Source organism: Shewanella sp. SP2S2-6 (assembly GCF_031931965.1).
Lineage (GTDB): Bacteria > Pseudomonadota > Gammaproteobacteria > Enterobacterales > Shewanellaceae > Shewanella > Shewanella baltica.
Genome location: NZ_JAUOEQ010000004.1, coordinates 101,381 through 114,439, shown reverse-complemented (window position 1 = coordinate 114,439; position 13,059 = coordinate 101,381). Strand labels below are relative to the sequence as shown.

The following is a 13,059-nucleotide window of genomic DNA, read 5'->3' as shown; positions in this document are numbered from 1 at the left end:
TCTGTGTGACAGAAAATGACGCAGAATACGAAACAAACATGCAAGCGGACGTGGGGCAGGTTGTTCAACAACTCACTGAAGTTGAAGGCGAAGAACAAGCTGAAGTGTTTAGCGAAATTTTGAATGACTCAGAACCTGGAACCATAGCCTTAGCGCTTGAATCCTTGCCCTTGGATGAGCGTTACGAGCGTTGGCAGCAAGTTGAATTTGCTGACCGAGTGACAGTGTTGAGCTTAATGCGTGCCGATCCGCGCATGGGGATCCTCAAACGGATGCCCGACAATGAAGTGGACTTGCTATTTGCTCAGTTAAGCCCAGAAGATTTAATTGAGTGGAGTGATTATCTCCCTGAAAGTTTTACCGATCGCGCCTTGGCTCAGATGGGCGAGCGTCAGCGACAACGATTCGAACTCTACGATCAGTACTCTGAGAATGAAATCGGCCGTTATACCGATCATCAAATGTTGGTGCTCAGTGATAAGGCGAGCGTTGCGCAGGCACAGCGCTTTTTCCGCCGTATTGAACTCGATTGTAACGACAATTTGTTTATCGTTGATGATCAGGATAAGTATCAAGGCACAGTGCGTCGGTATGACATTTTTAAACATAATCCCGATGAATTATTGATTTCACTCTTGTCCGAGGATAGCCGTGCGTTATCCGCTGACACAAGTTTATTGGAAGCGGCCGAAGCGATAGAGCACAGCCGCGAAATCGAATTGCCTGTGATCGATGAGTCTGGAGAGTTAATTGGTCGCGTGACGCTGCGAACTGCGACCGCTTTAGTGCGTGAACATTATGAAGCGCAGTTGATGGCAACTGCGGGTATGGATGAGTCCGACGACTTGTTCGCGCCGATTATGAAAGGCGCCCAGCGCCGCGCTGTGTGGCTCGGGATCAATTTACTGACGGCTTTCCTCGCTTCGGCGACGATTGGCTTATTTGAAAATGTGTTATCCCAAGTGGTTGCGTTAGCTGTATTGATGCCGATTGTGGCTTCTATGGGCGGCATTGCGGGTAGTCAGTCGTTGACGCTGATGATCCGCGGCATGGCTATGGGACAGATTTCAGCGGGTAACTTGTTTTCGTTAATGAAGAACGAACTCGGCATTGGCATAGTTAACGGTTTTTTGTGGGCGATAGTTATAGGTTTAGTCGCGGGCTGGTGGTTCGGTGAAGCGACCATAGGCATAGTGATTGGCTGCGCAATTTTGATTAACATGGCCGTGGCAGCAATTGCTGGTGTGGTCGTGCCTATGGTGCTGCAGAAGTTTAATCAAGATGCGGCGCTGTCGGGTTCAGTGATCTTGACCACAGTGACAGATGTGGTGGGCTTCTTTACTTTCTTAGGTATGGCGACCCTCTTGTATCTGTAGTGCATTGGTATATAAACAGTTATAGCAATAGTGCTCTGTTAGATTTGTAGTTTGAGAGTGAAAGCGAAGTGGGATATGAGTGCACAGCTAAGTGGCGTGCATTCCTCGTATGTTGGCAACATTAACGGTTTAATCTGGATATGAGTGACATTCAGTTTGTAATAAGTGAACAGCCAGAGGAATTAGCGCTGGCGGCACAATTGATTGATGGGCGTGATGATAACGCCCATCCGCTGGACCATCAGGTATTTTTCGATTCTCGTGCGGTGATCTTAGCGAAAACCCTTGAGGGCGAGATAGTCGGTTGCGCTGCGATAAAAGCCGGTAAAAGCACTGTTGGTGAACTGGGTTATCTGGTGGTGTCGTCCCATTATCGACGTCAAGGCATTGCCCAAGGTTTAACGCAAAAACGTATCGAAGTGGCGAAGGCTTTAGGGATCTCGATTTTATACGCCACTATTCGCGCCGAGAATACGTCGAGCCAAGCCAATTTGTTGAAGGCGGGCTTTCAATTTTGGCGTGATTATTTGAGTATCCGCGGCACGGGCAACACAGTGGGTTGGTATTATTTAGCCTTAAGTGCCAATGTCGACGCTGAAGCGATAATGCAGTCTTTAGTGGGTGATCGTATTCAAGCGGTGTAATTGTGCTGTAAGTGAAAAGGCTTAGATCTTCAACTGTTTCGAGTTTGTTTTACATTTGTATATCCATCGCGAAAAATCCCCATTTATACGCAAATAGGCTGATTTTCTTTATTTATTCGGTATGATCCGCGGCTATTACCCACAGTCATTTATTGAGGTGTTTTTATGGCTAAGTTCAGAGTAGCAAGTGTTTTATTATTGAGTGCGGCAGCGCTGCAAGTGAATGCGTCAGAATTTAATCTTGGGTTGAATAACGATGTGGTTTCTACTGAGTTAGAACTGCAATTGAGCAAAGATACTAACGCAGTGTTAGGTTATATCTATGCTGACGAGGGCGGCCATATTGCCCAAGGTGCAATGCACATGACCCATGATGTGGGCGTGCATCACTTTGAAGTTGGCGCTAAGTTAAGCCAGCTTTGGTCTGATTATTCTCCAAATGGTAGCGCCATTTCTGTTGGTGGCCGTTATGCGCTATCTATGGGACCTAATATTTCATTACACGCCGCCGCTTACTACGCACCGTCAGTCTTATCGTTTGGTAATGTTGATGGTCAATATGAGCTCGATTCAAAAGTACAATACCGCGTAACGCCAAACATGGCGTTTTATGTTGGTTATCGCAAGATTGCCTATGAGTACGATGATGCGCGCGATTTTACTTTCGAAGATGGCGTGTATATTGGCGGCAAATTCCGCTTCTAAAATCAATCGTTTTATCTCACTGCGTTAATTTAGCAGTCGATGACAAGAGCCGGCCGAGGTCAACTTCGCCGGCTTTTCCATTTTGCTTTTAGCTCGCTGTAGCTGGGCAATATGGATGAGAAAATGACTAATCCGATACCGATTAACATCACTAGGCTGAGTTCTTCATCAAGTATCCACCAGCCGAACAAGGCCGCAAAAATCAATCCGGTATATTCTACAGGCGCCATTTGGCTCGCATCGGCACGTCGATAGGCATGGATGATGAGATAAGTCATACCAATATAAAATAGTCCCAACGTTAATCCCACCTGTGCTACTGGCAAACTAAAATCCGCGCCTTCGTATAAGGTCGCTGGTATCAGAAATATCATCGCAAAGGCATTAGACCAAAAGAGCATAGAGAAAGGATGTTCATGGGTCGAATAGGCCTTTAAAATCAAACTATTCAATGCCGACGTCATGGCACCGAAAATGGCTAAACCTATATACAGGTTAAACTCTGTTGGTTGGCTGATGAGTAAAATGCCAGTAAAGCCAATGATCCCCGCAACTGAGCGTCGATAGCCGATGCGTTCATGTAAAAATAACGCAGAAAGCACCAGAAGTAACAAAGGTGAGGTATAAATCACGGCGGTTACTGTTGCGAGGGGAAGATGCAAAATGGCGAGCATAAAAATGGCGTTGCCGAGCCCAATCAATAGGGCGCGGGAAAGATGCACTTTATAATAAGGGCTCAGCTTGAGGTTACCCTGTAAGCGCCATACGAAAGGCAGCACTAGCAAGGTGGCAAAGAGTTGTCTGTAGAGCACCAGTTGGAACACGGGTACATCATTTTCAAGCAACTTCACTAACAGGTTGCCACTGGCAATCAGTAATTGTGCGGCTAAAATCATCAATAGAGGCAGCATAGGAACCCAGCAAAAAATAAGTCAGTATTAAGTTGTATTTTTGATTTCAGGCCACGGTTTGGATTTTGAGACTAAAATACCTCCATACGACATGGGATATTCGACTAATTTAGCCTAATTGATTGTAAAAAACTAAATGTAGCCATAAAGTTAACCTACAATTCCAACTATCGACTAAGATTGACAGCATTAGCATTTACTTCATAGCTGTTTAAATGATCTATGGCCCTTTAACTTAATAAGCCGATGAACAAACTTAAACAAACCCTATTTTGGTGTTTTTTACTTTTTATATGGACATTAAGTCCCTCTGTATTAAGCGCTGAAATTGCGTTCGATTCGCCGTATTTGTTCCATGCTCAAGCGGATCAACAGCCCCCGAAACAGTTTGATGCTGTGCCCAATTGGATGGGCCAACTCGATGAAGCTAATTCTGTGAGTTTAACTGGCGGTGACTATTGGATGATCACGCCTGTGATGGTCAATCAGCGTCAGTCGAATTGGGTAGTGGATGCGAGTAATTCAATTATCGAATCTGTTGATTACTGGATACTCGGTAGTGATGGCAGTACACAACATGCCCACAGCGGTTACACCGCCCCCTACGAATTTTTATTCGATTATGGCCGTAAGGTTACCTTAAATATGGGTACGGATTATTGGCTGTTAGTTAAGCTGAGTAGCCGTTATTATTCATCGCCTCCCGAGATTGCCCTACAAAGCGTGACGGATCATCAGTTGATGTCTGATCGCCTCGCCATGGCCGTGCTGCTGTGCCTAGGCGGCTTATTATTTATCGCCTTATATAATATTCTGATTTATATCTCTATTCTCGATAAAGCTTTTCTTTATTATGGCCTTTACGTCTTCGCGTATTTTGGTGGCTGGGCACTGACCTTCCATTTGCCAGCGCACTTGTTTAATTTCCATTATCTTGAGTTGCATCATCTGTTTTTCATCAGTTTGCCCATTTTTAATATCATGTTTTACAAGCACTTCTTGCAGTTACCTAGCTACTCACCGCGACTGTGGCGCCTCAGTCAGTATTTAATGTTTGCTTGTATTGTGGCTTTGCCGACCAGTATTTGGTTGTTGTCCTATACGGCGATTATTGCCTCTGTGCTAATTATGCTGTGGATTGCCCTAGCGATTACCTGCGGTAATGTATGCTTGATGAAAGGCTTTGCTCCTGCGCGTTATTTTATTCTCGCCTTTACTTGTTTACTCTTGCCTGCGGTAATTATTTTACCCGGTAATATGGGGCTAACCCCTGATTTCATTGAACATGCTGAGCTGGCGACGCTGATGGGTGGCACGGCCGATGCGCTGCTGTTGTCCTTAGCGTTAGCGAATAAGCTTAAGTTACTGGCGGAGGAACGTAAGGCGCATATTGAAGAGTTAGCGATTGCATGGGAAAAGGCACGTTTAGATGGTTTGACCCGAGTAGGTAATCGCTATGCCTTTGATGAGTATATGAATTCGCAACTAGGCTTCGCCGATAAAGTAGTGCAGCCAATGGCGTTAGCGCTATTGAATATTGATAGTCTGAAAAGTGTTAACGAAACGCTCGGCCATCAAGAGGGCGATAGGCTATTGCAAATGATAGTGAAATTATTGCAAGCAACGGATCTCGCGCATATAAAGCTTTATCGTATTAGTGGTGATGAGTTTGTAGTTGTGACACCTTCTGTGGGTATCCCACTATTACTGAGTACATTGAATGGGTTAGGCGAACAATTAGCCAGCCAAGGCTTTAAGGATTGTCAGTGTAGTTTCGGAATATCGTTAAATTCTGAGGTGGCCGATCCCCATGAATGGCTGCGTTCTGCTGATACTCATTTGTACCAATCGCGAATAGATAAGCGTCGCCAAGAGTATGCCGATACCCGTGGTGTCGATGTGAGACTGCATTTAAGCTAGCCAATTCAGCATTCAATAAAATCATTTTCATGGGATGCTAGAACAAAACTAGACAACATAGAAAGGCGCAGATAAATTCTGCGCCTTGTTGTTTTTACCTTAAGTATAAAATTGCTTATCTAAGCTATAAATATCAGTATTCTAACTATCAACTTACTCAAGCGGCTTTATCTGAGTGACGGTTGAAATCACTTGTCCATGGCGCAAGCGGGTTTGCAGGCTATCACCGATTGTCAGCTTATCCGTGGAGTCGACCACTTGATTGTGGATGTCAGTGGTGATGCTGTAGCCACGGCTCAAGGTCGCAAGCGGGCTGACGGTTTCGAGTTGATGGGCCGCGTATTTTATCCGTTGCTCACTTTGGCTGAGTTTGTCCTGTAATGCATCCTGTAAGCGACTCGCAAGATAACTTAGGCGGTTCCCCTCAATGGCGAGCTTATGCTTGGGAGATTGCTGTTCAAGGCGACTTGCGAGCAACTGCTGACGGCGGCTGAGTATGTGCAAGCGATTCGACAGCGCCGACTCCAGTCTTAATTGCATCTCATCGAATCTTTGCTCGAACTGCTGCAAGGTCCGTTTGGGATCTTGGCGCTGCAATCTGTGCTCAAGCAAGCTGAGCCGTCTTTCTTGCTTAAGTTGATAATGTTTCGCACTTTGTTGCAGGCGAGATAAAGCTGTTGCGAGTTTTTGCGTCTTATTGTCGCTATCTTGGGATAACAACTCTGCACCTGCAGATGGTGTTGGGGCGCGAATATCGGCAACGTAATCACTGATGGTGGTGTCGACTTCGTGGCCGACGGCGCTGACCACGGGCAGGGCGCTGTTATAAATTGTGTGGGCGAGGGCTTCGCTGTTAAAACACCACAAATCTTCAAGCGAACCGCCACCACGGGTAAGCAATAATACGTCGACCTCTAAACGTTGGTTGGCGATATTGATTGCCTGACAAATACTCTGTGCCGCAGTTTCGCCTTGAACTTGAGTCGGATAGATAATGACTTCGATTGAAGGGTCGCGCCTTGCGAGTACGTGTAAGACATCGCGAATCGCTGCGCCGGTTGGCGAAGTAATTACGCCAATGCGTTGGATGTTTTTTGGCAGCAATCTTTTGGTGTCGGCGGCGAATAATCCTTCGGCGGCGAGCTTCATTTTGAGTGCATCGAATTGCTGGGCGAGTAGTCCATCCCCTGCTGGCAGCATGGACTCAATCAATAATTGATAGTCGCCTCTGGGTTCATACACGCTGATCGCGCCTTTGACTAACACTTGCTGACCATTGATGGGCTTAAAGCTGACCGTTTGGTTACGGCCTTTAAACATGGCACAACGGATCTGGGAAGAGTGGTCTTTTAAGGTGAGATACCAATGACCTGAGCTGGGGGAGGAAAAGTTGGATATTTCACCATTTAGCCAAATTTTACCCAGTTGTCCCTCGAGAATTTGTCTGACTTCACCATTGAGTCGCGAGACAGTATAAATATTGTTTTTGGCGCCTTGCATCGAATTACTCAATTAAATGGGGATATTTGCTATTTTCCATTTACCAGTGCCGATATGCAAGGTATAATCCCGCCGCAATATTTCACCTCTAAATCCTACTCAACTGGGGAGATGTTGCATATGCTACGTTTAATTAAAGAAGCGCTTACTTTTGACGATGTGTTGCTTGTTCCTGCGCATTCGACTGTACTCCCAAATACCGCCATTCTTAAAACTCGCCTGACCAATACCATTGAATTGAATATTCCGCTTGTGTCTGCCGCTATGGACACAGTCACCGAAGCTCGTCTTGCGATCGCTATGGCGCAAGAAGGCGGTTTAGGTTTTATTCATAAAAACATGAGCATTGAAAAACAAGCCGAAGAAGTGCGTAAAGTAAAAATTTACGAAGCGGGCGTGGTTCAACAACCTGTGACTGTGACGCCATCTACGACCTTAGCCGATCTGAAAGTATTAACACTGAAGAATGGTTTTGCTGGTTATCCCGTGGTTAACGAAGCAAACGAGTTGGTTGGTATCATTACTGGCCGTGACGTACGTTTCGTCACAGATTGGAGCAAAACGGTAGAAGAAGTGATGACGCCTAAAGCGCGATTAGTCACAGTTGCCGAAGGCACTAAATTAGATGAAGTGCAAAAATTGATGCACTCACACCGTATCGAAAAAGTCCTTGTTGTTGATGATAACTTCAAACTGAAAGGTTTGATCACAGTTAAAGACTTCGAGAAAGCCGAACGTAAACCTAACGCCTGTAAAGATGAGTTAGGTCGTCTACGTGTTGGCGCCGCCGTTGGCGCGGGTGCTGGTAACGAAGAGCGCGTTGATGCACTGGTTAAAGCTGGCGTTGACGTATTACTTATCGATTCTTCCCACGGCCATTCTGAAGGCGTTTTGCAACGCATTCGTGAAACGCGTGCTAAACACCCAACATTGCAAATTATTGGTGGTAACGTAGCTACGGCTGAAGGTGCATTAGCACTGGTTGAAGCTGGCGTTAACGCAGTTAAAGTGGGTATTGGCCCTGGCTCAATTTGTACGACGCGTATTGTAACCGGCGTTGGCGTGCCACAAATCACAGCAGTTTCAGATGCAGCCGCAGCCGTAAAAGGCTTAGGTATTCCGGTTATTGCCGACGGTGGCGTACGTTTCTCTGGCGACTTAGCTAAAGCATTAGCGGCCGGTGCATCTTGCATCATGGCTGGTTCAATGTTTGCAGGTACCGATGAAGCGCCGGGCGAAACTGAACTTTATCAAGGCCGTGCGTATAAATCTTATCGCGGCATGGGTTCACTAGGCGCTATGTCTCAAGGTTCATCTGACCGTTATTTCCAATCTGACAATGCTGCCGACAAACTCGTGCCAGAAGGCATTGAAGGTCGCGTACCTTACAAAGGTAAGTTGAAGGAAATCATCCATCAGCATATGGGTGGCCTACGTTCATGCATGGGCTTAACCGGTTGTGCCACCATTCAAGAATTGAATGAAAAAGCCCAATTTGTGAAAGTAACTTCAGCTGGTATGGGGGAGTCCCACGTGCACGATGTGACTATCACTAAAGAAGCGCCGAACTACCGTTCAGGTTCTTAATCGTTTGATAAAAGGGGCGGCGATAAGCCGCCTCTTTGTAAAGCGTGTGATCCAATACTCAAGGCTGGCTATCGCCGCGTTGAGCAATGTTAAAACAATAGATGAGATAAAGGTTACCCATGAGCGATATTCATGAGCACAAGATACTGATCCTCGATTTTGGATCTCAGTACACTCAACTGATTGCCCGTCGTATCCGTGAAATCGGTGTGTACTGTGAATTATGGGCTTGGGATGTAACAGAAGCCCAAATCCGCGAATTTGCCCCGAACGGTATTATTCTTGCTGGCGGACCTGAAAGTGTAACGGCTGAAAACTCGCCGCGTGCGCCTGAATACGTATTTACTGCGGGTGTGCCTGTACTGGGCATTTGCTACGGCATGCAAACCATGTCTGAGCAGCTGGGCGGTAAAGTGAACCAAGGTGTGGGCGAAGGTGAATTCGGCTACGCTCAAATTGAAATGCTGACAGATTCGTTACTATTCAAAGGCATAGAAGACGCAGTTAACAGCGAAGGCAAACCCTTACTCGACGTATGGATGAGCCACGGCGATAAAGTATCGGCCATTCCTGAAGGATTTGTGGCGGTCGCTAAAACGGATACTTGCCCATTTGCTGCTATGGCAAACGAAGAGAAGCAATTCTTCGGCGTACAGTTCCACCCAGAAGTGACCCACACTCGCCAAGGCATGCGGATGTTATCGCACTTTGCCTTAGACATTTGTGGTTGTGCGGCGAACTGGAAACCTTCCTCTATCATCGAAGATGCGATTGAGCGCTTGAAGAAGCAAATCGGCGATGATGAGGTGATTTTAGGGCTATCGGGCGGTGTCGATTCTTCGGTTGTGGCTATGTTGCTGCACCGTGCTATCGGTAAAAAACTGACCTGCGTATTCGTTGATAACGGTTTATTGCGTTTGAACGAAGCCGAGCAAGTGATGGAAATGTTTGGCGATCATTTCGGCCTGAATATCATTCACGTTGATGCGGAAAACCGTTTCCTTGACGCGATGAAAGGCGAAGCCGATCCAGAAGCTAAGCGTAAGATCATCGGCCGTGTATTTGTGGAAATTTTCGATGAAGAATCGAAAAAATGCGCTAATGCAAAATGGTTAGCGCAAGGCACGATTTATCCAGACGTGATTGAATCTGCTGGCAGCGCCACAGGTAAAGCACATGTGATCAAATCTCACCATAACGTTGGCGGTTTGCCAGACGATATGGAACTAGGATTAGTTGAGCCACTGCGCGAACTGTTTAAAGATGAAGTGCGCAAAATTGGTCTTGAGTTAGGTCTGCCATACAACATGCTTTATCGTCACCCGTTCCCAGGACCAGGTCTTGGTGTGCGTGTATTAGGTGAAGTGAAGAAAGAATACTGTGACTTATTGCGCCGCGCCGATGCTATCTTCATTGAAGAACTGCATAAAGCCGACCTGTACAATAAAGTCAGCCAAGCCTTTACCGTGTTCTTACCTGTACGCTCAGTCGGTGTTATGGGTGATGGCCGTAAATATGATTGGGTTGTGTCACTGCGCGCCGTTGAAACCGTTGATTTTATGACGGCCCATTGGGCACATCTGCCCTATGATTTCTTAGGTCGCGTATCGAACCGCATCATCAACGAAGTCGATGGTATTTCCCGTGTGGTTTACGATATTTCTGGCAAGCCGCCAGCGACGATCGAATGGGAATAAGTTAATTATTTGAATTAACGATTAAAAGGCGCCTAGTGCGCCTTTTTTGTTGTTTGATAGATTAACTTAAGTTGAATGGCTCAACCGTGAAATATCTGTGTTTGACTGATATAATCCGGCATTATTTTTTGGCTAATCGGTAGAGGGTGTGAGTGGATCAAACGCAGCAAGATGAACAATCGCAGCAGGACGAACATTGGATGCAAGTGGCTATGTTGATGGCCGAGAAAGCTGAAGCCGAGGGCGAAGTACCTGTGGGTGCGGTATTAGTCAAAGACGGCCAGCAAATTGCGACGGGTTACAATTTATCCATTAGCCAACACGATCCTAGCGCCCATGCGGAAATTTTATGTTTGCGGGAAGCGGGGCGTTTGGTCGAAAACTATCGCCTGTTAGACGCGACTTTATATGTCACCCTTGAACCTTGTGCTATGTGTGCCGGTGCCATGGTGCACAGCCGGATCGCGCGGGTGGTTTTTGGTGCTCGGGATGAAAAAACCGGTGCAGCGGGGACTGTAGTGAATTTACTGCAACACCCAGCATTTAATCATCAAGTTGAAGTGACATCGGGTGTATTAGCCGACGCTTGTAGCGCGCAATTGAGTCGTTTTTTTAAACGGCGTAGAGAGGAAAAAAAAGCCCTGAAACAGGCTCAAAAGGCGCAGCAAGCGATTGAGTAAACAGAGGTAAAAGCGACAGGATTAATCCTGAGACTGTATAAAAGTAAAGAACAGTTTCTGACGATTCAAAATACGACGATGGCGAACTTTAAGTAAAGTACGACGACGCGCGACAGTATTGCTGATGGTTTTTCTTCTCATATTGACCCCATTCATTGTTATTATCGATGCCCTGCAGAGATGTATCGCAGGTCATAACCCTAAGACAGTAGCAGTTGCACTTGAGTGCAGCAATAGCACTGGTCAGATAAGCTGATCTAAGTGATGTTTTAATCGTAAACCTGAGTTGGATTCAGCCCAGTTAAGCCAGCTTGGTTCTGGATCTATTTTTGGCTCTGGCTCTAGCTTCTAAACCTAAGCTCACTGAGATCACTGAGCTTAGGTCTAGAAGCTCGGCTCTTGACCTAAGTGTCTAGAAACCTAGCTCTAACGCTTGGCTCAGGCGATGCAGATTACTTAGGTTGTTCTGGGCTCAATGTTCCAGCGGGAATGGCGGGTTCTTCCGACGCAAGATCGCTCGGTTCTTCTTCGGGGTTTTGCTGTTTCGACTGATTATCCACCCAGACTAACGTGTCGTAGTAGCGGCGAATACTGTCGACGTAATGGACGGCTTCACTGCCACGGGCATAGCCGTAGCGGGTTTTTTGATAGTATTTACGCTTTTGCAGTAGCGGCAGCACTTTCTTTAAATCTCGCCATGCATTGGGATTTAACTCCATCGATTCGGCTAGTTTACGCGCATCTTCAACATGGGCGTATCCAATGTTGTATGACGCCAGTGCAAACCACATACGTTGACTCTCGGGAATCGATTCCGGCAGACGATTGATCATATCGTTCAAATAAGCCGCGCCGCCGCGGATACTTTCTTCCGCATCCAAACGATTGGTGATGCCAATTTCTTTTGCCGTAGGTTGAGTCAACATCATCATGCCGCGCACCCCCGTTGCCGATCGGGCATGGGGATTCCAATGGGACTCTTGATAGCTAGTCGCCGCAAGCTTACGCCAATCTAAATTGCCCGCATGGGTTTCAAATAACTGACGATAGCGAGGCAAAACGGTTTCGATAGCGCGGATAAATGCCCGAGTATCGACATAATCGAAGCGTTTCACATGGCCAAAGTATTTCTCGTTGAGATGATCGAGCGTACCAGCCAGTTTTTCTTGGTGCCAAAAGGCCAGCAATTGGCTCATGAGTTCATCACTGCGGGTCGGCGGCAACAGCCAGACTACATCGAGCTTTTCTTCAAGTACGGGGCCTGAGCGTAGATCGGGTAAGTAGCGGCGGTTGATTTGTACGCTGCTGGAATCGGCTATGGTGTAGTCAATTTCTTTGTTGGCGATCATCGCCAGCAATTCTTCGCTGTCTTTGTCGGTAATTTGATCCCACACCAGCGTTGGATAATGCTTTTGCAATTGAGTTAATGTCTCGACAAAGGAAGAGTCGGCGATGACAGTGATCTTACCTTTTAGGTCGCTGATGTCTTTGGGCGCTGGCATGCCTTCGCGATACACCAATACTTGATTAACGCGGTACAGCGGCGGTCCTAGGCGGAACTGTTCACGCCTTGCGGGTGTTTCTGTCATGCCCGCAGCAATCAGGTCGATTTCATTCTTTTTAAGGGCTTCGTACAGTTCGGTGCGGTTAGTGTAGGGCACCATTTTCAAGGGCACATCTAAGTATTCGGCGAACAATACCGCCATATCGTAATCGAAACCGCTATCACCTTGGCCCGATGTCATATAAATCTGTGGGCCGTAAAGTGTGCCGACTCTTAACTCAGTTAATTTTTTCGGCACGAATTCTGTTTCGTCCACGGTCACCTGCTGACAGGCAGTCAGTAAGAAACCTAAGATAAGAGCGAACAGGAATCGTGTCATTAAATATGCTTATAGTAAATAAAATCAATATTATAGATAGCGAGTTAACAGTGGGACATGCGTGGTGAACTGGCCGACATTGGTGGGATTATATCCGTTTGTCTGCGATAACGTAAAAAAATCATTCGTGGGGGGAAAATGGCGGCTTAAAATGGT

10 protein-coding genes are annotated in these 13,059 nt (G+C 46.5%); 7 read left to right on the top strand and 3 right to left on the bottom strand.

The window, feature by feature from the left end; all coding sequences use genetic code 11:
* Nucleotides 1–5: 5 nt before the first annotated feature.
* The 3 genes from Q4Q57_RS05065 to Q4Q57_RS05055 all read left to right on the top strand — a co-directional run bounded on the left by Q4Q57_RS05065 (nt 6) and on the right by Q4Q57_RS05055 (nt 2,725).
* Entirely contained in the window at nt 6–1,376 is a 1,371-nt protein-coding gene (locus tag Q4Q57_RS05065; RefSeq protein ID WP_011846297.1) for a magnesium transporter, read from the top strand.
* Nucleotides 1,377–1,516: 140 nt separating this feature from the next.
* Nucleotides 1,517–2,020: a GNAT family N-acetyltransferase gene (locus Q4Q57_RS05060; RefSeq protein WP_311890052.1), complete on the top strand. Its 504-nt coding sequence runs from the start codon at nt 1,517–1,519 to the stop codon at nt 2,018–2,020.
* Nucleotides 2,021–2,185: 165 nt separating this feature from the next.
* Nucleotides 2,186–2,725 (top strand): YfaZ family outer membrane protein, encoded by a 540-nt coding sequence (locus Q4Q57_RS05055; RefSeq protein WP_012196813.1) that lies wholly within the window; start codon nt 2,186–2,188, stop codon nt 2,723–2,725.
* 59 nt (nt 2,726–2,784) lie between these two features.
* Here Q4Q57_RS05055 and Q4Q57_RS05050 read toward each other — a convergent pair whose 3' ends face one another.
* Nucleotides 2,785–3,636 (bottom strand): DMT family transporter, encoded by an 852-nt coding sequence (locus Q4Q57_RS05050; RefSeq protein ID WP_311890051.1) that lies wholly within the window; start codon nt 3,634–3,636, stop codon nt 2,785–2,787.
* Nucleotides 3,637–3,882: 246 nt separating this feature from the next.
* On the opposite strand from Q4Q57_RS05050, the gene Q4Q57_RS05045 reads away from it, so the two are divergent.
* Entirely contained in the window at nt 3,883–5,556 is a 1,674-nt protein-coding gene (locus Q4Q57_RS05045) for a diguanylate cyclase (RefSeq protein ID WP_311890050.1), read from the top strand.
* 153 nt (nt 5,557–5,709) lie between these two features.
* Here the strand turns inward: Q4Q57_RS05045 and xseA are convergent, their stop codons facing one another.
* The gene (gene xseA / locus Q4Q57_RS05040) at nt 5,710–7,056 is read right to left on the bottom strand and encodes an exodeoxyribonuclease VII large subunit (RefSeq protein WP_311890049.1); all 1,347 of its coding nucleotides are present in this window, start codon (nt 7,054–7,056) and stop codon (nt 5,710–5,712) included.
* A 120-nt stretch (nt 7,057–7,176) separates the two neighbouring features.
* Here xseA and guaB point away from each other — a divergent pair, with 120 nt between their 5' ends.
* From guaB to tadA, 3 genes are all read left to right on the top strand, one after another.
* Nucleotides 7,177–8,643 carry an IMP dehydrogenase gene (gene guaB / locus Q4Q57_RS05035; protein WP_106651111.1) on the top strand — a complete coding sequence of 489 codons (1,467 nt, stop codon included), beginning with the start codon at nt 7,177–7,179 and terminating at the stop codon, nt 8,641–8,643.
* Nucleotides 8,644–8,762: 119 nt separating this feature from the next.
* Nucleotides 8,763–10,340, top strand: coding sequence for a glutamine-hydrolyzing GMP synthase (guaA, locus tag Q4Q57_RS05030; RefSeq protein ID WP_311890048.1), 1,578 nt, complete (start codon nt 8,763–8,765; stop codon nt 10,338–10,340).
* A gap of 152 nt (nt 10,341–10,492) precedes the next feature.
* Entirely contained in the window at nt 10,493–11,020 is a 528-nt protein-coding gene (gene tadA / locus Q4Q57_RS05025) for a tRNA adenosine(34) deaminase TadA (protein ID WP_259527777.1), read from the top strand.
* Nucleotides 11,021–11,472: 452 nt separating this feature from the next.
* Here tadA and mltF read toward each other — a convergent pair whose 3' ends face one another.
* On the bottom strand, nt 11,473–12,903 hold the full coding sequence (gene mltF, locus Q4Q57_RS05020; RefSeq protein ID WP_006082473.1) for a membrane-bound lytic murein transglycosylase MltF: 1,431 nt from the start codon (nt 12,901–12,903) through the stop codon (nt 11,473–11,475).
* Between the last annotated feature and the right edge of the window lie 156 nt (nt 12,904–13,059).